This window comes from Eubacterium maltosivorans, from assembly GCF_002441855.2.
GTDB classification, from domain to species: Bacteria; Bacillota; Clostridia; order Eubacteriales; family Eubacteriaceae; genus Eubacterium; species Eubacterium maltosivorans.
Genome location: NZ_CP029487.1, coordinates 3,843,664 through 3,863,309, shown reverse-complemented (window position 1 = coordinate 3,863,309; position 19,646 = coordinate 3,843,664). Strand labels below are relative to the sequence as shown.

At 50.6% G+C, this 19,646-nt stretch carries 17 protein-coding genes and 1 riboswitch; of the genes, 8 read left to right on the top strand and 9 right to left on the bottom strand.

The genetic code is table 11. The features are described 5' to 3' along the window. Nucleotides 1-32: 32 nt before the first annotated feature. The 6 genes from CPZ25_RS17920 (at nt 33) to CPZ25_RS17895 (ending at nt 7,041) form a co-directional block, all read left to right on the top strand. On the top strand, nt 33-1,442 hold the full coding sequence (locus CPZ25_RS17920) for a trimethylamine methyltransferase family protein (protein ID WP_096919012.1): 1,410 nt from the start codon (nt 33-35) through the stop codon (nt 1,440-1,442). Nucleotides 1,443-1,516: 74 nt separating this feature from the next. Further along, nucleotides 1,517-2,542 (top strand): EamA family transporter, encoded by a 1,026-nt coding sequence (locus CPZ25_RS17915; protein WP_096919013.1) that lies wholly within the window; start codon nt 1,517-1,519, stop codon nt 2,540-2,542. Nucleotides 2,543-2,571: 29 nt separating this feature from the next. Continuing rightward, a complete protein-coding gene (locus CPZ25_RS17910; protein WP_074616558.1) occupies nt 2,572-3,546 on the top strand; it encodes an EamA family transporter in 975 nt (324 codons plus the stop codon). Between the two features lie 207 nt (nt 3,547-3,753). Continuing rightward, nucleotides 3,754-4,488, top strand: coding sequence for a polyphosphate polymerase domain-containing protein (locus CPZ25_RS17905; RefSeq protein WP_096919014.1), 735 nt, complete (start codon nt 3,754-3,756; stop codon nt 4,486-4,488). Continuing rightward, nucleotides 4,470-5,147 (top strand): DUF4956 domain-containing protein, encoded by a 678-nt coding sequence (locus tag CPZ25_RS17900; protein ID WP_096919015.1) that lies wholly within the window; start codon nt 4,470-4,472, stop codon nt 5,145-5,147. Before CPZ25_RS17905 ends, CPZ25_RS17900 begins: the two co-directional genes overlap by 19 nt. Before the next feature lie 10 nt (nt 5,148-5,157). Next, complete coding sequence (locus CPZ25_RS17895) at nt 5,158-7,041, top strand: carbohydrate-binding domain-containing protein (RefSeq protein ID WP_096919016.1); 1,884 nt, start codon at nt 5,158-5,160, stop codon at nt 7,039-7,041. 40 nt (nt 7,042-7,081) lie between these two features. On the opposite strand, the gene CPZ25_RS17890 is transcribed toward CPZ25_RS17895, so the two are convergent. The 5 genes from CPZ25_RS17890 to CPZ25_RS17870 all read right to left on the bottom strand — a co-directional run bounded on the left by CPZ25_RS17890 (nt 7,082) and on the right by CPZ25_RS17870 (nt 12,086). Next, nucleotides 7,082-9,205, bottom strand: a complete 2,124-nt coding sequence (locus CPZ25_RS17890; protein ID WP_058695553.1) for a sensor domain-containing protein — start codon at nt 9,203-9,205, stop codon at nt 7,082-7,084. Nucleotides 9,206-9,228: 23 nt separating this feature from the next. Next, nucleotides 9,229-9,312: riboswitch (cyclic di-GMP riboswitch) on the bottom strand. Nucleotides 9,313-9,410: 98 nt separating this feature from the next. Beyond that, on the bottom strand, nt 9,411-10,055 hold the full coding sequence (locus tag CPZ25_RS17885; protein WP_058695554.1) for a redox-sensing transcriptional repressor Rex: 645 nt from the start codon (nt 10,053-10,055) through the stop codon (nt 9,411-9,413). Nucleotides 10,056-10,214: 159 nt separating this feature from the next. After that, nucleotides 10,215-10,565, bottom strand: a complete 351-nt coding sequence (locus CPZ25_RS17880; RefSeq protein WP_074616553.1) for a P-II family nitrogen regulator — start codon at nt 10,563-10,565, stop codon at nt 10,215-10,217. Between the two features lie 67 nt (nt 10,566-10,632). Further along, the gene (locus CPZ25_RS17875) at nt 10,633-11,397 is read right to left on the bottom strand and encodes a DUF1538 domain-containing protein (RefSeq protein WP_074616552.1); all 765 of its coding nucleotides are present in this window, start codon (nt 11,395-11,397) and stop codon (nt 10,633-10,635) included. Then, nucleotides 11,394-12,086, bottom strand: a complete 693-nt coding sequence (locus tag CPZ25_RS17870; RefSeq protein WP_096919017.1) for a DUF1538 domain-containing protein — start codon at nt 12,084-12,086, stop codon at nt 11,394-11,396. Before CPZ25_RS17870 ends, CPZ25_RS17875 begins: the two co-directional genes overlap by 4 nt. A gap of 167 nt (nt 12,087-12,253) precedes the next feature. On the opposite strand from CPZ25_RS17870, the gene CPZ25_RS17865 reads away from it, so the two are divergent. Next, nucleotides 12,254-14,191, top strand: coding sequence for an ABC-F family ATP-binding cassette domain-containing protein (locus CPZ25_RS17865; protein WP_096919018.1), 1,938 nt, complete (start codon nt 12,254-12,256; stop codon nt 14,189-14,191). Nucleotides 14,192-14,279: 88 nt separating this feature from the next. Next, nucleotides 14,280-14,510, top strand: a complete 231-nt coding sequence (locus tag CPZ25_RS17860; protein WP_038354041.1) for a hypothetical protein — start codon at nt 14,280-14,282, stop codon at nt 14,508-14,510. Nucleotides 14,511-14,560: 50 nt separating this feature from the next. Here the strand turns inward: CPZ25_RS17860 and CPZ25_RS17855 are convergent, their stop codons facing one another. The 4 genes from CPZ25_RS17855 to CPZ25_RS17840 all read right to left on the bottom strand — a co-directional run bounded on the left by CPZ25_RS17855 (nt 14,561) and on the right by CPZ25_RS17840 (nt 19,638). Next, nucleotides 14,561-14,848 (bottom strand): arsenic metallochaperone ArsD family protein, encoded by a 288-nt coding sequence (locus CPZ25_RS17855; protein ID WP_058695559.1) that lies wholly within the window; start codon nt 14,846-14,848, stop codon nt 14,561-14,563. A 314-nt stretch (nt 14,849-15,162) separates the two neighbouring features. Continuing rightward, complete coding sequence (locus tag CPZ25_RS17850; RefSeq protein ID WP_058695560.1) at nt 15,163-16,413, bottom strand: Glu/Leu/Phe/Val family dehydrogenase; 1,251 nt, start codon at nt 16,411-16,413, stop codon at nt 15,163-15,165. A gap of 162 nt (nt 16,414-16,575) precedes the next feature. Then, nucleotides 16,576-17,478, bottom strand: a complete 903-nt coding sequence (locus tag CPZ25_RS17845; RefSeq protein WP_096919020.1) for a hypothetical protein — start codon at nt 17,476-17,478, stop codon at nt 16,576-16,578. Nucleotides 17,479-17,625: 147 nt separating this feature from the next. After that, nucleotides 17,626-19,638, bottom strand: coding sequence for a sensor histidine kinase (locus tag CPZ25_RS17840; protein ID WP_096919021.1), 2,013 nt, complete (start codon nt 19,636-19,638; stop codon nt 17,626-17,628). Nucleotides 19,639-19,646: the final 8 nt, after the last annotated feature.

Sequence of the window (19,646 nt, the reverse complement as noted above, 5' to 3'; positions counted from 1 at the left end):
CACAATATGCACAAAATTAGGAGGAAAGAAAAATGAACTTTACTTATGAACCCCTGACTAAAAAACAGATCGAAGATGTCCATCAGGCTACCCTGGATGTACTGGAAAAATGCGGCGTTGAAATGTGCGACGAACGCGCCCATGAAATTTTTAAAAAACACGGCGCCACGGTTGAAGGCAATATTATCAAGATTCCACCAAAGGTTGTCGAAGACTGTATGAAGCTTGCTCCGAGATCCTTCATACTGGACGCGGCCAACCCGGACCGCTCTGTCAACATCGGCGCGACCGACCGTCCTCTCATCGCTCCGAATGCTACCTCCCCCTTTATCATCGATGAAGAGTTCAAACGCCGCAAGGTTAATTTTGATGACATGCGCAATTTCTTCAAGCTGTCTCAGAGCAGCAACTGTGTCGATATTGGCGGGCAGCTGATCGTATTCCCAACAGACAACTGTACCTACAAGGAGGGTGTTATCACCGCCATCTATGAATACTTCCTGCACATGGACAAGCCCATGAATCTGTGCTCTGTCGACCGCAACACCATCGACATGACCATGGAAATCATGCACCTGCTCACAGAAAAGGAAGGCGGTTATCCCCTGTTCGCGTCTCTGTCTCCGATTTCGCCGCTCCGCTTTGACGAAGAGCTGCTGGATGGCCTGTTCTACGCGGCTGAAAAGAATCAGGTCATGGAGGTTACTCCCTGTTCCGCAGCCGGCCTGACCGGCCCGATCACCGGCATTGACAACGTGGTCCTGACCAACGCGGAAAACGTGGCCATGTTCACACTGATCCAGCTCATTAATCCAGGCCTGCCAGTGGTTTACTCCACCTATACCTGCATCACAGACATGCGTACCCTTCAGCTCTGCACCGGCGCTTCTGAAAGCATTAAAATGTGCGCCATGGCACGCCAGATGGCCGGCTACTATGAAGTGCCCTTTGATATGCCGTCCGGCAGCACTGACGCCAAAAACTGCGACGTACAGGCTGCGCTCGAATCGACAGCTGCCATCATGAACGCCTTTGCCGCCAAGCTGGATATCGCCATGTTTATGCTGGGCAGCCTCGACAGCTTCAACAGCGCCAACTACCGTAAATTCATTCTGGATGAAGAAATCATCAAGCATGTTCAGGCCTATATCAAGCCGGCCAAGGATATGAATATTGACAAAACGGTTGACCTGATCACCGAGGTTGGGCAGCACGGCACCTATGTCAAACATAAAAACACCCTGCGCAACTACCGCAAGGAACACAGCTTCCCGGATTTCGGTGTCCGCAGCACCTACGAAGAATACGTTATCGAAAACAAGGATATCACACAGCGCATCGACGATCAGCTGAAAAAACGGATGGACGCCTACGTTGCGCCTGAAATTCCGGAAGACAAAAAAGTCAAGATGAAAGAAATCTTTGACAAATACCTGCATTAATGATTTTCGGGGGTTCTGTGCACAGGACTCCCTTCCCTGCCTGATTAAATGAATTCTATATTAAGGAGAGAAAAATGGACGCAACGAAAAAAAGAGGTGTAGGGTTTGGTATCTTTCTGGCCTGCAGCTCCGCTGTCGCTACCGGTACCTTCGGTATTTTTCTGCATTACCTGGCTGCCTTTGGACTCAGCGACGACACCGTCACGCTGATCGGCCCGGTATTCATGTTTTTTGCTTTTTTACTCATCGCGCTGATTAAGGACCGCAGACTGCTCCTCGCACCGAAAAAGCTCTATTATTTTACAATGATCGCAGTCAGCGGTTTTGTGCTTTATCCGCTTTATAATTTTACCTATGTCCGCGTATTCGCAAACCTGCCCATGGCCATCGCATCGCTGTTTCACTTTTCAAATTCCATCGTTCTGGTATTTCTGATGCGGATTTTGTTTAAGCAGAAGATCACCAAAGAAAAGCTCATCTGCTGTGTGCTGGCCATTGTGGGCATCATGCTGGTACTTCAGATTATCACCTTTGGCGCGGTGGCTCCGGACGACAGTGTCCCGATCACCAGCATGGGGATTTTCTGGGGTGTTGCGGTTGCCTGCGCTCTGGCTTTTGTGTACTCAATCGACTATTTTCACATCAGCCATGATGTGCCGGTTATCACCACTCAGATTTATGCCTGCCTGTGTAGCTCCATCATTCTGCTGCTCACCTCTAACCCGGCGGCGGTCGGCCAGAACATCATGGAATCTGTTTCCGCAAACGGTGCTATCGTCATTGTAGTGGCGCTTATCTACTGCGCGGTGCTCATGTGGTCTTACTATTCCATTACGGCCTGCTACAATTATATCGATGCCTCCTACGGCGCGCTCACCTTTGTTCTGGAGCCCAGTGTCGCAGCCATTCTTGGCTTTATCATCCTGCACGAAACCCTGACGCCGCTCCAGATGCTGGGGATCGCCATTGCGGTTTGCGCCATTGTCTATATGCAATACTCCGAAGGCAAACGCGAAAAGGCTGAGCTTGCCGCCCAGGCCAAGTCATCCGATCTCACCCAGGATTCTGCAAATGCAAATCCTGAAGTTGACGTCGAATAGCCTTTATGCCCAAAGGAGTGTGAAAGATAATGCCTTTTCTCAGACATAAGGGCGCTGCCTACGGCGTCCTGCTGGCTGCTTCCTCCGCGGTGGCTACCGGTACCTTTGGCGTGTTTCTGAACTATTTTGACAGCCTTGGCATTTCCGAAAACGCCATGTCGACTTTTACGCCGTTAGCTGTCCTTGCCTTTTACCTGATCTATACCCTGATCACACAGCCAAAGGTTCTCAAGCTGCCCAGGAAGCTGTTCTACTTTACCCTCATTGTGTGCAGCGGAATGATCGCGTCGCCTATTTACATCTATACTTCGATCCGGTCTTTCAACTCACTGCCCATCGCTGTCGCCTCGCTGTTGGATTTCTCAAACGCCATTGTTCTGGTTTTTCTGATGCGCATCTTTTTTAAATCAAAGATCACCAAGGAAAAGCTTATCGCCTGTGTCATCGCTGTTTTCGGCATGGTGCTGGTGCTTAATCTTTTTAACACGCATGTCAGCGATATTACAACCATTGGTATTTTCTGGGGGCTGGCCAACTGTTTCAGCTTAGCTTTCGCCTACCTTTTTGATTATTATCATATTTCAAACGGCGTTTCCTATCTGGCGTACCTGGTCTATTCCAACGCCATGGGGCTCATTGTTTTTTCCTTTAAAACCACGCCTGCCGAGGTGTTCCGGGAATTTGCGGCCGCTGCCCCTTCAGGCGGCCTGACCATGTGGCTCATGCTGCTCGGCTACTTTGCCGTTCTGGTTATCTCCTATGGAACCATCGCCGTTTCCTACAATTATATCGAAGCTTCGACGGCTTCCCTGACCTTTGTCCTTGAACCCACCACGGCCGCGCTTCTGGGCTTTATGGTCCTGAGCCAGCATCTCGGCTCCCTCCAAATTGTCGGGATGATCATTGCTGTGGCTGCCATTGTTTATATGCAGTATACCGGCGACAAGGCGGATGAGGTTCAGGCAAAAGAGAATGAAAAGAAAAAAGTGGTTCAAAACGAGTGATAAATCTGGAAATGAAAAGAAAAAATGGCAGCCGTACCGATTGGGGTACAGGCTGCCATTTTTTTACTTTTTTTATAAAGCTTCTCAAAAACGTCTATACCGGTCGCGGTTCTTTCCTTTCTTCACCCAGAATTCTTAAAAACATCATAAATTCATCACATTCGTCATGTAAAATTTTTGTAAAGTTTGAAATGAAAGGAAATACTTATGAACACACCCACTCAGAGCAACAATGTTTTTCAAAGGATCGAGAAAAAATATCATCTGTCCGGCGAAAAGTACTGGCCGCTCATACAGGCTCTAAAGCCCTATATGCAGATGGACGAATACGGGCGCCACACCATCTGTAATATTTACTACGACACCCCCCACTACGACCTGATCCGGCATTCCATCGAGAAGCCGCCCTACAAGGAGAAGCTGCGCCTGCGCAGCTACGGCGTACCCGGGCCCCAGGACACCGTCTATATTGAGATCAAGAAAAAATGGCAACGCACTGTTTACAAGCGCCGGGCCGCCATATCCCTGAACCAGGCCGAGGCCTGGCTCAACCGCGGCCTGCGCCCGGACCTCGACAATCAGATTCTCCGGGAGATCGACTATTTTCTGTCTTTTTACAGGCCGGTTCCCAAGCTTTTTCTGGCCTATGACCGCATTGCCTGCTACGGTATTGAAAACAACAATATCCGCATTACCTTTGACGCCAATATCCGCAGCCGGGAATCAAACATGAGCCTTGCCCGCGGGGATAGCGGCACAGCACTGCTCGACTCGAAGGCGGTTCTCATGGAGATCAAGATTCCCGACGCCATGCCCCTCTGGCTGAGCGGCATGCTCTCAGAGCTCGAGATCTACCCTATGTCCTTTTCCAAATACGGCAGCGTCTACAAGCGCAAGCTTATAACAGAAGGGAGGAACCCCGCTTGTTCACAACAATCATAGACACAGCCACCACCGGCCAGATGACCATCAGCACTGCACTGATCTGTACCTTTGTATCCCTTATTCTGGGGCTTGTCATCGCAGTGGTTTACATGGCGCACGGTACCTATTCCAAAAATTTTGTCATCACGCTGGCTCTTCTGCCTGCCATGGTGCAGATTGTCATCATGCTGGTCAATGGCAATCTTGGCACCAGCGTGGCCGTGCTCGGCGCCTTCAGCCTAATCCGCTTCCGCTCGGTTCCGGGCAGCTCCCGGGAGATCAGCAGCATCTTCTTTTCCATGGCGGTGGGGCTGGCCACCGGCACTGGCTACGTGGTGTTCGCCGCAGTCATCACCATTGTTATCAGCCTGGTCATGCTCATTCTCTGCCGCTCTCCCTTTGGCGAGCGCAAGCCGCTTGACAAGGAGCTGCGCGTCACCATTCCCGAAAACCTGGACTATTCTGAAATTTTTGATGATATTTTCAGTACCTACACAAAAAAGGTGTCTCTGGAACGCGTTAAAACCACCAACCTCGGCAGCATGTATGAACTCTCATACCACATTGTCCTGAAGCGGGATGAGGATGAGAAAGCCCTCATCGACGCCATTCGCTGCCGCAACGGCAACCTCACGGTGATCTGCGGCCGGCCCCAGACGGTTTCTGAGGCCCTTTAGGAGAAAAAACATGAAAAAAACAAGCCTTTTATTTTTAGCCTTTATTCCGCTCTTTATCCTCCTGCCGGTTCTCACAGCCGGCTGCAGCGCAAAGGCCGGAACCTCCTCCGGCGCAGACACCACGGCCACAGCGGCCGGTTATGACGCGGAGGACTATGACACAGACTATAGTGATGAAAATCCCCAGAGCGTTACGCTGAAGGAAAACAGCATTGATTTTTCCGGCGACGGCGCCACCGTAAACAGCAGCACCCTCACCATCACAGGGGCCGGCGCTTATGTGCTCTCCGGTACCCTGAATGACGGCAGCATTGTCATAGACACTGACAAAAACGCCACGGTCCGCCTTGTGCTCAAGGACGCCCATATCACCTCGGGCAGTGGCGCGGCCATCTACAGCAGGCAGGCCGGCAAAACCCTCGTTACCCTGGAGGCCGGCACCCAGAACAGCCTGACCGACAGCGCGTCACGGGACAGTGCGGACACAGATGCTCCAAGCGCGGCGCTCTATGTGCAGGATGACCTGACCATCAACGGCGACGGCGCATTGTCGGTGACTGGCAGCTACAACGACGCCATTACCTCAAAGGACGACCTGAAAATCATGTCTGGCACCATCACCATTCCCTCCTCGGCGGATGACGGCATTGTGGGACGCGACGCCACCAAAATCGCGGGCGGCGCCATCACCATCAACGCTGCCGGCGACGGCATCAAGGCCACCAATGATGAGGATACTGCCAAGGGCACCATCCAGATCGACGGCGGTACCTTTGACATTACCGCAGGAGCTGACGGCATCCAGGCCGAAAACACTCTTACGGTGGGCGGCGGCACCTTCAGCCTGGTCACAGGCGGCGGAAGCGCCAACAACAGCGATAAGGCAGGAACCCCCGGCAGCACCTGGGGAAGCTGGCAGCCGACGCCCCAGACTGCCTCCGATGACGCCAACGACATGGCCCAGAGCGCCAAGGCGCTGAAGGCCGGAAACGCCATTGTCATCAACGCCGGTACCTATCACATTGACTCGTCTGACGACTCAATTCACTCTAATGGCACCATCGACATTAAAGACGGCACCTTTACCCTGAGCTCCGGCGATGACGGCATCCATGCCGACACCTCCCTGACCATCGACGGTGGTATCTTTGACATTACCAAGTCCTATGAAGGCCTGGAGAGCATGAGCATCACGCTGAACGGCGGCAAGGGCAGTATTGTGTCAAGCGACGACGGCATCAACGCCGCGGGCGGCGACGGCTCCTCACAAAACGGCCGGCCTGGGCAGAACCCCATGGAAAGCGCCAGTGTGGACGACGGTTCCATTGTGCTGAACATTAACGGCGGCGAATGGTATATCAACGCCGGCGGCGACGGGCTCGATTCCAACGCCTCCATCAACCAGACCAGCGGCACGGTTACCATCGATGGGCCCACCGATGGCGGCAACGGCGCTCTGGACTACGACGGCGCCTATAACCTGGCCGGCGGCACTCTGATCGCGGCGGGCAGCTCCGGTATGCTCCAGACGCCGTCGTCAGACTCTGCCCAGAACAGCATCTCTCTGACCTTTAACGCTTCTCAGGCGGCCGGCACCACCATCAGCCTGAAGGACGCGAACGGGGAGGAAATCGCAGGCTACACCCCGTCTAAGACATTCCAGAATATTATCATCAGCACGCCGGATATCCGGACCGGCGTCACCTACACACTGACAAAGGGCGGCGCAGACCTGACCACTGTCACCCCTTCTTCCTCCGTCACAAGCATTGGCGAGGACGGAAGCACCCACAGCGGCGGTATGGGCGGTGGTCCCGGCAACATGGGCGGCCCAGGCGGGAACCGGCCCGGCAGCAGCACTCCGCAGGATATGCAGGGCGGGCCGGGACAATAAGGATTAAAAAAAGAGCTGCACCTGGCGCGCAGCTCTTTTTTTAAATACTCTCTTTTAAAAACCGTTTCTCAAACTCCTCGACCGGCATGGGTCTGGAATAATAGTAGCCCTGGGCAGCCTGGCAGCCGCAGGCATTCAGGAAGCCTGCCTGATCGCCCGTTTCTACGCCCTCGGCAATGACCTGAAGCTCCAGGTCGTTGATCATGCCGATGGTATGCTCAATGATGGTTTTACCTTTCTGGGTCGCCACGCTCTCGTTAAAGAACTCACGGTCCAGCTTAATGGTGTTGACCGGTACATTTTTGAGCATATTGAGCGAGGAATAGCCTGATCCAAAATCGTCCATTGAAAAGGAGATTCCTTCCTCTCTCAACCGCTCCATGCCGCGGTACAAATCCACCGTGTTCTCTACAAAGCTGCTCTCAGTCAGCTCGACTTCTAAAAGCGCCTTGGGAATATCGTAGCGTCTTATAATATGCAGCAGCTTTTTATAAAAATTCGGGTTATATACCTGCACTCTGGACACATTAACCGACACCGGAACTGCTTCCATCCCCCTGTCCAGCCAGGATTTAATGATCCGGCAGGTTTCCTCCCAGACGTATTCGTCCAGCTTGATGATGAAGCCGTTGCGCTCAAAAAGCGGGATGAAACGGTAGGGCGTCAGGAACCCTCTTTCAGGATGATCCCAGCGCACCAGCGCCTCCGCGCCGATCACGCTGCCTGTCTGCACATTGTGCTTGGGCTGGAGATACACCTTGAACTGGTGCTTTTTCAGCGCGTCGTCCATCTCGTTTTCGATCCGCTGCTCCTCAATCTGTTTGGCTCTCAGCTTTTTATCGTAAAAGGCCCACTGCTTGATGAGGCTCCCTTTAATGGTCTTCTGGGCCAGGTTTGCCCAGTCGCATAGGATACTGATCTGGACATTCCGGTCCCTCACAATGCAGATACCGCAGGAGGGCATAACCTGGTAGGTTTCTGAATACTGGTTAATCTCCGCCAGTATTTTCTGAATACGCCTGAGCAGTGGCTCACCCGAACCATAGGACATACAGAGACAGAACACATCGCTGTTCATGCGCCCAAAAGCGTCCATCGGCCCCATATGGCCCGAAATAACAGTTGCCATAAAGCGGAGCAGCCGGTTTCCCTCCTCCCGTCCATACAGATCATTGATAAACTTAAAGCGGTTGACATCCAGGCGCACCACGGCATATTTCTGCTCCGGATGCTCCCTGAGCAGCTTTTCTGCCCGGGAATAAAAGGTATTGATGTTATAGATACCGGTTAACATATCAAACTCTGCCCGGTATTTCAGGGTTTCGTGCGCGCGCTTGGATTCGTCGATGTCGTTCAGGGTACCGATCACCCGGCTGATGCCGCCATCCTCATTGTAAAGCACATTAAATACAATTTTACACCAGATATAGCGGCCTTTCTTATTGCAGAGCCGGATTTCCAGCTCTACCTGCCCGTTGCTGATGGCGTCCATGCTCATTTTCTGCTTTAATATTTCAATATCGCCGGGGTGGACGACCCCATCGTCAAGCCAGATTTCCTTGATGTCCCGGCCGTCATAGCTGCCCATAAAATTTTCCGAAAACCGGGGCGCATAATAGCGCTCTCCGGTCTCTGGGTTCCACTCAAATACCAGGGTGTTTGTCTGCCCAATCACCAGACGGTAACGCTCGTCATCCATCTGCTTTTTCTGAAGGCTTTGGTTTTCCTTCTCAACGGCTTCCAGCTGTTTTTTATAATCAATATCCATGATAAAGCAGAGCAGGATCTCATCCTCCTCGCCTTCAATATCCGCTGGAAAAACGGTCAGCGAGGCCCAGTGATAGGCGCCGTCCTCCCAAAGCTTACGGAACTCTCCAATGACGCTGGTCTTTCCGGAAGCCAGTGCCGCGTGTATTTTATCAATATCAAAAAAATCCAAAAAACGTCTCGAATCCTCCGGGTGAATCATGTGCGCTGCCACATCGGCAATACCGTCTGTCAAAGCGCCGTCTTCTGGCGGCGTCACATATTTACCCTCTACATGGTAGATGATCCGATAATGATTTTTGGTAATGTTCAGTTCATAGAGCTCGTCGTAAATATTACGCAAAGCTACGTTATAAACATTATTTTCAATGGTTTCGTTTGTCTTTTTTCCTGCCATTTTACAGCTCCTGTTATGGGTTTAACTGCAGCTGGCTACCCTACAATGTATGTTTAGGCCCTGTAGCTTTGCGTCTCTGTCTTTCAGCAGATTTGCCCTAGTATTAATCTCGTTTATATTTTACTCTATTATATAATAGATTTTTTTGAAACACAACTCCTATTTTCCACCAAAAAAGCAGGCTTAAGCCTGCTGGTATTTCTGGTTATTCGTTCTCTTCCTCTTCGTTAATCAGGTAGGTTAAGGTAAACAGACTGTCGGTGATGTTCACACTCTCTACCACCACGTCGTCCGGCACCGTCAGGTCCAGAGGCACGAAGTTCAGGATCGCTTTGATCCCGAGCTCTACGACACGGTCTGTGGTTTCCTGCCCGACCTTCTGCGGTACACTCAGGATACAGATATCAATCTTATGGTGCGCCACAAAGGCGTCGAGATCGTCCATGTGGTACACAGTCACGTCTCCGACCTTTTTGCCAATCTGATCCGGATCCACGTCGAACATGGCCTTGAAGTGAATGCCCTCTTCCTTAAAGCGCTCGTAATTGACAATGGCATGTCCCAGGTTCCCAGAACCGATGATAATGCAGTTATACTGGAGATCAAGCCCCAGAATTTTGCGAATGGCCTCCTTCAGCTCTTTTACCTTGTAGCCGTAGCCCTGCTGTCCGTAAGCGCCAAAGGAATTCAGGTCCTGCCGGATCTGCGAGGCGGTCAGCCCCATCATAGCCGCCAGCTCCTTAGACGAGATTTTTTCAATATGTTGATCCTGTAAATCGGTTAAATACTGGTAATACTTGGGCAGACGCTTAACAACTGTCATCGATACCCTTTTTGAAAAAGTTTGCATTCTGCACTCCCCTCCTGCGTCGTACTTATCCTTTTTATTATATCAAGTTGTTAAAAAAACGTCAATTTTTATGGTCGAATTAATTAAAAAAGTGTCAAAGTTTTTTAATTCCTTCAGAAACCGGGCAAACAAGCGCCTTCGGGGTGTCTTTAAAAGCAATTAATCGGTGATGTCCGACATCAGGTTAAGGTGCGGGCTGCCAATCACCTTGGCCACATCCAGCACAAAAGCAATGCCCATGCCCGGCCTGTCGATTTCGATTTTCTTCTGGATCGAGCAGAGCACCGCGTTCCTTATGGACGCGTCCACCAGAATCAGAACGATCTCCTTTTCAGGCTCAATGGTGATGCCGAAAAACCGGGCGTTCTCATGGATGCCGGATCCACGGCCATACATAACGGTCGCTCCGTCAGCGCCGCCCTGTTTGGCCGCGTCAATGACCTCGCCGGACATATCCTTTTCCACAATCACCACAATCAGTTCGGTCTTAATCTTATTTCTGTCTTCCATTTTTTCCTCCATCATTCGCTAAGTAATCTACATATTATATATGATTAAAATCTTCTGTCAATACCGGTTAAGAATCACGCGGCTGCTTTTCACACTGCCTTTTCCTGTAGGCCTCCTTCTGCTTATAAAAGAAGCCCAGAAGCAGGGTTGTCAGAATCGGCGCAAGGGCAATCAGCGCTACCACGCCAAAGCCGTCCAGCAGCGGATTTCGTCCTGGCGTCGCGCCCGCCACAGCCACTGAAAGAGACAGAATAAAGGTCGAGCACATGGGGCCAGTGGCTACGCCGCCGTTATCAAAGGCCATAGCCAGAAAATTCGGCTCCACAAAGCGGCCGAGAATAAAGGCCAGTATATAGCCCGGAATCAAAATCCACCAGAGCGAAATACCGGCCAGCAGCCGGATCATGGCCGTCATAACCGCTAACGCCACGCCCAGCGAGATCGCAAGCAGCATAACGCGTGCTTTGATGGCGCCGCTGGTCATTTCCTCAACCTGCTTTACCATGACCTGGACGGCTGGCTCGGCAAAGGCGACCAGAAAACCGATGGCAAAGCCCAGCGGAATGAGAATCCAGCTGTACTCAAGCTCTGCAAGGGCTGTGCCCAAAAATTCGCCGGCCGGTACAAAGGCAATGTTTACGCCCTGGAGAAACAGCACCAGCCCCAGGTAAGTCACCACAAAGCCGCCTATAATCCGCTTGATAATAGGAGCCCGCAGCCGCAGCGCAATGGCGTTCAAAAACAGAAAAATCAAAACAATGGGCAGGATGGCCAGAAAAACCTCCCATGCCACCTCCGGCATACCGTGAAATAAATGACTGATCAGGCTCATCTGAAGATCACCCCCAAAATCATGACGGCCAGCACCGGTCCCAGCGAGGACAGGGCAACCATCCCAAAGCTGTCTGTTCCTTCCCTGCTGGTTCTTACGCCGCTGGTGATCCCGCTGCCCAGACTCAGTATAAAGGGCACTGTGATGGGACCAGTAGTGACGCCGCCGGAATCAAAGGCTACTGGCGCCATCTCAGGGTTCGTAAAAAAGGACAGGGCAAAAACAGCGATATACCCAATGATCAGGATATGGTACAGCTTCATCTGAAAAACAAAGCGCAGCAGCGCGATAACCAGAAAAATACCGACCCCAACGCCGACCACAGCGATGAGCATCGTCCGGTTGATGCTCCCCTCCGAGACTGCTGCCACCTGGCCAGCCAGCACCTGCACATCCGGCTCGGCAATGGTCACAAACATGCCCACAAAAAAGCCGGCGATAATCAGAATTTTCAAGCTTCTCCGGGAAACCAGAAAATTTCCCACACGCTCACCAACCTCCATCATGGAGATGTCCGCGCCAAACAAAAAAAGCGCCATGCCGATCATCATCATGATGGCTCCGCCAATAAAGGACGCGAGCATCTCAGGCGTGAAGGGCGCCCAGATACCACTGATGATCAAAATCAAAACCGTCATCGGTAAAATTGATACAAGGACTTCTTTAAAGCTATTAAGCAGTTTTCTCATCAAACCTCCTCCTCATTTTGGAATACATTCTTTTTATACCCATTTAGATGCAAAATATTCATCATTTCGCAAATTTCTTTTCCCTGACTCTGTCCGCAGTCGACACACCCCCTCTTTTTTGGTATCATATATAAGGAATACTATGGAAAGAACAGGCAGAAAACCCTATGCTTATAAATATTGAAAATCTTAGTTTTAGTTACGGCATCAATGAAATTTTTAACAAACTGAGCCTCTCCATACAGGAAAAGGAAATGATCGGCTTGGTGGGGCGCAACGGCTCAGGCAAGTCCACCTTTCTCAAGCTGCTGGCCGGCAGACTTACCCCCGACAGCGGCGTCATCAGCAAAAAATCCAACCTTACCATTGGCTATCTGGCCCAGGAAGCTGATTTTAAAGCGGACACCACGCTAGACACCCTTTTTCTCTCTGTCTTTGACGCGCTCATCAAAATGGAGGAGCGGCTGCGAGAGCTGGAGCACCAGATTGGTGAAACCGACGGTGCAGAGCAGGAAAAGCTCATGAAAACCTACGGCGAGCTTCAGGACCTCTTTGCAGAGCAAAAGGGCTATGAATACCCCAGCCGCATCCGCGGCATTGCCAGGGGCCTTGGCTTTACCGACGAGGATATGGCAAAGCCCTTTGGCGTTTTGTCAGGCGGCGAAAAAACACGGGCGGCCCTGGGGCGCAACCTGCTTCAGGAACCAGAGCTTCTGCTCCTCGATGAGCCCACCAACTACCTGGATATCGACTCCCTCCAATGGCTGGAGCAGTTTCTGAAGGCCTACGACGGCGCCTTTGTCATCATCTCCCATGACCGCTACTTTCTCGACAAAGTCTGCGGCCGTATTCTGGAAGTCTCACGCCACTCCCTGGACAGCTACACCGGCAACTATACCACCTATGTGGAAAAGAAAGAAAAGCTGCTCATGGATCTGGACCATCAGTATGCCCAGCAGATGCGCGAAATCAAGCGCCAGCAGGAAATGATTGCCCGGTTCCGCCGTTATAACTCTGTCCACAGCTCCAAGCGCGCTGCCAGCCGTGAAAAGGCTCTGGCAAAAATGGAGGTGGTCGAAAAGGTGCAGACCGAATCCGACGCCCATTTTAACTTCAAGCCCCGCATCCAGAGCGGCAAGGATGTCCTGACTGTCCGCGACGTATCAAAATCCTTTGACGGACAGCCCCTTTTCGAGAATATTTCCTTTGATATCCACCGCGGCGACAAGGTGGGCATCATCGGGGCCAACGGTATCGGCAAAACCACCCTGTTCCGCATCATCCAGGATAAGGTGTCGCGGGACAGCGGCGTCATCGAATACGGCCATAAGGTTCATGTCGGCTATTATGACCAGGAAAATAACGACTTAAAGCAGTTTTATGACGAAAACCTTCTGGAGGCCCTCTGGGATATCGACATGCACTTTACCGAGGGCGAGCTGCGGAGTATTCTGGCCGCTTTCCTGTTTACTGGCGATGATGTGTTCAAGGCTGTGAGCTCTCTCTCCGGCGGCGAAAAGGCCCGGCTTCTTCTGGCGCGCCTCATGCTGTCCCAGTCCAACTTCCTGCTTATGGACGAGCCCACCAACCACATTGATATGCGCACAAAGGAGATCCTCGAAAACGCCCTGATCGCCTATCAGGGGACGCTCTTGTTCATCTCCCACGACCGTTATTTCCTCAACCGGGTGGCGACCAAAATCTATAACTTCACCCCCACGGGTATTGAGGTCACCCTTGGCAATTATGACGACTATCTCCATTACAAGGATGAGGCCGCCCTGCTGGAAGCCCTGGAGGCAGAAAAAAACCGGACCGTGGTCACCAAGACAAAGCAGAAGGCAGACCGCAAAAGACAGAAGGAGCAGGAGGCCGCATTCCGCGGTAAAAAGAAGGAGCTGAAAACCGTGGAAACGGATATCGAGCGCCTGGAAAACGAAATCGCAGATTACGAAGCACAGATGTGCCAGAACGATTTTTATGACGACCTGGACAATGTAAACACGGTCACAGCCGCCTATAACACCGCCAAAGAAGCTGTGGCCAGCCTGACGAACCGCTGGGAGGAGCTGCTGCTCGAAACCGAGGAGTGGGAGGCGCAATAATATTCTTCTTATCCCGCCAGATAATCTCTTGATTGTCGCGGGATAATTGTTATAATAGTCTAAAACCAGAAATCAAGGGGATAAAAATATGAAATTAAACGAACAGGAAAAAAGAGTCCTGAACAGTCTGTTCAGCGGCATTACAGGAACGACCCGAAACGAGATGCTCTGCGCGCTTTACGCCGCCAAGCCTGCCAACGACGGCACTGTGGATTCTCAGGAAATCATCACACTGGTCAACGGGCTCATCCTAAAAATCTATAACGCAGAACCCGAGGAAATGCAGGAGGTATTCGCTGGCATTCCCTACGAGGTTTAGAAAAGAAAAAGCTGCATGGCCTCTTAAACACAGGTCATACAGCTTTTTTATTACTCTGTTTTAGCGCTCCACATCATGAGCTCATTATAATCCGGATAGGCGCCCTTTTTCCAGATCTCGCCGCCAACGACGGTAATGGGCATTGCCTCAACGCCCTCCTGCAGCAGTACCTGCTCCACCGGACGGATTTCTGTCATCAAGCTCGGATTATCCCAGATATTAAACACATTAATGGTGATCCCGGCATTTTGGAAAGCCTTCAGAAGCACATCAAAATCAATGATTCCCTGCTCACCGTTATGATTGAGTGTCGTTTCATAAATATTAATTTCTGCCATCCCCAAAACCTGCTTTCTCTCGTTTTTATTATTATACCACAGTCCGTTCACTCCAGTTAATGGCAATATCTGTCCTTCAATAGAAAAAAATAGAAAAAACGGTATACGCCGAAACGGCGTATACCACATTGTCTTGTTGTTTTATTCCATTTTTTTAGTGTTCAGGCACTACATATAGTATCTTTCCGTTCTGGCTAAAAAAACGCCCGAAATGCAAGGCGCTGTGCGTTCTGCGCGAGGGAACATATTTCTAATATGTGACCGAGCTCAGAATACACGGCAACACAGCAGTCCGGGCGTTTTTGACGCCAGAATTAGTACCAGCCCTTAAGCTTCATAGCCTTTGCAATCTTCTTTATCGCGTAATTGAACGCTGCTGTACGCATATTGGAGGCTTTTTCATTGACAAACACATCGTATACGCCGTTAAAGGCTTTAACGATCAAGTCTTCTTCTTTTTCAAAAACTTCTTCCTTGCTCCAGTAATAGCCCTGAAGGTTCTGAACCCATTCAAAGTAAGATACGGTAACCCCGCCGCTGTTTGCCAGGATATCTGGCACAATAAATACGCCTTTTTTAATTAAAATCTCATCGGCTTCTGGTGTTAACGGTCCGTTGGCGCCTTCGCTGATGATCTTTGTGTTGATTTTATTTGCGTTGTCTTTGGTGATGGCTCCGCCCAGACCACATGGCAAGAGGATATCACATTCGATTGAGAAAATTTCGTCTTTATCAAATGGCTTTGCATCCGGATATCCGGCCAGGTCATTGCCATTTTCTTCATAGTATTTCATTAAGGCCGGAATGTTCATGCCTTCTGCGTCGTAAAGACCATTACGGCTATTGGCAATGGCGATGATCTTGCATCCTTGTTTATAAAGCCATTCTGCCGCAAAGCTTCCGACATTGCCAAAGCCCTGAAGCACAACACGCGCACCTTTCAGGTCCAGACCAATTTTAGCAGCCGCCTCACGTACGGTAAAGCCTACGCCGTAGCCGGTGGCTTCAGTTCTGCCCAGAGAGCCGCCCAGCTCCAGTGGTTTGCCAGTGAATACGCCGATGTTCTGGCTTCTGGTAATGGCGTTGTATTCATCAATCATCCAGGACATGATCTGGCCGTTTGTGTTAACGTCCGGAGCCGGAATATCAAACTTTTCACCAAATGCCGGATGCATCGCTTTCACAAAGCCTCTTGTCAGGTTTTCGAGCTCACGTTCAGAGAGCTTTTTAGGATCAACGGTGATACCGCCTTTACCGCCGCCATAAGGGATACCGGCTACAGCACACTTCATTGACATCCATGCAGATAATGCCTTTACTTCGCCTTCGTCCACGCCTGGATGGAATCTTAAGCCACCTTTTGTTGGTCCAAGTGCGGAATTATGCTGTGAACGGTAGCCCTTGAAAACTTTCTTGGTCCCATCGTCCATCTGGACTGGGAAAGATACTTCATAAAAGCGGTTAACCTCGCTCAAAAGATCGTATACGGCTTCCTTATTATCCAGTTCCATTTCATCAATCGCGTTGCGCAACTGCTGTCGGTACATTTCAAATTCACTCATCATTTTACGTGTTCCTCCTACGTATTATATTAAGTTGTTGCTTCCTTGGTAAATATTATAATATTAATGTATACATTAGACAATATTTTTTTGATAATCCTTGGTTTTTTTTTAATACACTAAAGCAAAAGGCCGAATCCCGGATGGATTCGGCCTTAAGAATTTTTAATTTAAAGCACTTCTGGACCACAGGGTCACGCCTGCAATCATCAATGTGCATAAAAACAGCGGGATGAAATCAATATGATCCTCGATGCCGGTGGACGGTGCTTCAGAAATCTCCGAGATCTCCGGCTGTGCTTCTCCGGTCTCATTATCCGCTGTCTGAGCGGTATCTGCCGCAGTTTCCAGCTTTTCCTCACTGTTTACAATGGTCTGCTTGTTGACATTATCGGATGCGGCCGACGCGGTAAAGCTCTGGGCCTCATCGCTGGTGTTTTCTTCGCTGTTGCCAAAGAAAACAGCGCCTGAAACGCCTTCAGCGTTCTCGGGCATCTGGTAGTCCTGGGCGTTGTCCTCATCGTTTAAAGGTTCGATGGGCGCTACCGTGCCATCCTTGGTTTTGACCATCATGTTGACTGCCATACGCTCGCTGCCCTCTGCTGGCTCTGTGATCACGCGGAAGCGCGCGCCTGCCGGTATCACTGCCAGCACCTTATTGCCAGGGCCGCTGACAATCTCACCGTCCAGCTCAATGCTGATAGTGCTGTTCAGGGCGTTGGAATCCACAAAGACTTCCGCCAGATTTTCTGGTATTTCCGGGTCTGCTGCTTCGCCCTCTGGCTGCCGTGGCGTGGTTTCTGGCGCTGGCGTTTCATCCTCTGCCTGCTCAGGTGTCACCGCTTCGGTATTTTCCTCCTGCACCTCTGTCTCCGGGCTCACTGTCACGGCCTCGTCCGGCGTTGCCAGCGGTTCCTTTGCAGAGGGTGTCGTCTGAGATTCAACCGTCGTCGACGGCTCTGTTGTCAAGGTCGTTTGCTTTGGCGTCGTCTCTTCTGCCAAAACAGGGAGGCAAACGAATACCAGTAAGCCAGTCAAGACAAATAACATCTTCTTAATACTGTTCATTGCTCCTCCTATCTTTTTCCTTTTTAAAATTCTTAGTCATTATACCACAAGCCTGTTTTTTTGAAAAGTCGTTTAAGACTCTCCCCTGTTTCACATATTTTTTAACATTTTCGGTCTTACTGACACATTTTATGAGCACACTCATGTTTAAAGGGTTTTAAGCCGGATCGTAAAAACAGTTCCTGCCCCCATCTCTGACGCAGCGTCGATGGTGCCGCCGTGGGCCTTGATGGTATAGCGGACGATGAAAAGCCCAAGCCCCTGTGAATCGCTGTTCCCGCCGCGTGTGGTGTAAAACCGGTCGAAGATTTTTGGCAGAACATCCGGCGGTATACCTGCGCCGTTATCGGAAAACCGGATCACCACCCAATCTGCCTCCTGTTTGACCTCGACCACGATCCTGCCATTTATGGGCGTGAAGCCCATTGCGTTGTAGAACAGGTTCTCAAACACACGGTAGATAAGCTCTGGGTTTCCCATTATTTCAATGGGCTTTCCAGGCTTAATCATGCTGAAGCTTATGCCGCTTGCCTCTGCGTCTGGCCGGTTGTTTTCATAAAAATCATCCAGCAGTCTGCCAAGATCCATTTTCTCCTTTTTCATAACCGCCTCGTCCTGGCTGGTAAACTCCTGAAGACTTCGCACCTTTGTCTGTACCTCGTTTGATTTTTGATTAATGATCTCCAGATAGCGCTGGACCTCGTCGTCCACCTGCACATTGCCATACTTCACCAGCTCAATGAAACCCTGAATGGCCGTTATCGGAGCTTTGAGATCGTGGGCCAGATCAGAGAGAAATTTTTTACGCTCGTTCATCAGAGTTGTCAGCTCCCTGGTACGCACGGCCACCTCCTCCTCAAGATGCGCCGTGAGCCGTTTGTTTTCACTTAAAACCTGCCGGTAATAAAACACCATCATTCCGCCGAAGATCAACACCAGGATAAAGCTGCAGTACTCGCTCTGCCAGCCAGTGTAAATGGGCTCAAAGGCATTGCTGCTGGTAACCTGTACCAGCAGGCTGATGCCAAACACCGCATTGGCGGCCATGAGAAAATAAGCCTTGACCTCTCTCCTTTTAAGCGCCAGAACCGCAGCAGTCATCAGGTAAACAAAAGCCAGAAGCTGATAAAAATCCAGGAAGCCGCCATAGGCATGGATGAGCCAGGGCGCACCCGGCAGCACCAGAAGCGGCACCACCACCGAAACCACGCACATCGTGGCAGCCAGCGGCAAAATGAACGCCCGATAGATGCTTTTCTGGTTCACCTGTGATATAATACTGCTGATAGCAATGACGCATAAAAGCATGATATAACTGGTGCAGTCCTCCAGCGCATAAAGCGATTCGGTCAAGGGAATCCCCAGCCAGCGCAGCGGCTGATAGGCCATATGCAGTCCAAAGGACAGCGTCATAAGACCATAGTAGAAAAAAATCCTGTCCTTTCCCGGAGACATCCAGACCACCAGTGTAAAAATGGCGATGACCAGGCTGGCAATACACAAAAGCGCATAGAACAGCTGATTCACAAAAATCAGATGGCTGATTTCCGGCGCCTCTCCCAATACTGGCGGATAGTAGATTCCACTGTAATAATGGCTGAAATTGGCAGTGTTGATGAGAATGTCGGTCTCTGCCCCTGCCTCAAAGCTGATAACTGTGTTTTTAATATAGGGCTCATACTGCTGGGGATCTGTATTTCCCAGGGCTTCTACCTTCTCGCCATTCACCCAGATATCCGCACTCGAAAAGATCTCCTGAAGGGCCATACTCAAAATAACAGGTTCGCCCTCATTTATTATTTTCAGGCGGTAGGCACAGGTTCCATAAGGAGAGCTCCCACGTACACCCATGGAAAAATCAGGATGCTGCCCAATATAAACGTATTCCGACGGCTCAGGCTCATCAGACCCATCACCGGCAAAGTCCTCTGGATTCAGGTGTTTTCCCTTGTAAAAGGCCCATCCGTCCACCAGGCAGAAAAGCTTATCTTTAGAAAAAGCATCTGCTGTCAGTGTCAGAATGCCATTTTCCGCCTGCGGCGCTGTCTGGGTATATTTATTATCCACCTGGTAAAGCCACTGTATCAGCGCCAGACACAGCGCAGCGAAAAGGATTAAAATAACCAGCCCAATTGTAATAGCACTTATCTTCTTTTCCATTTCATCAT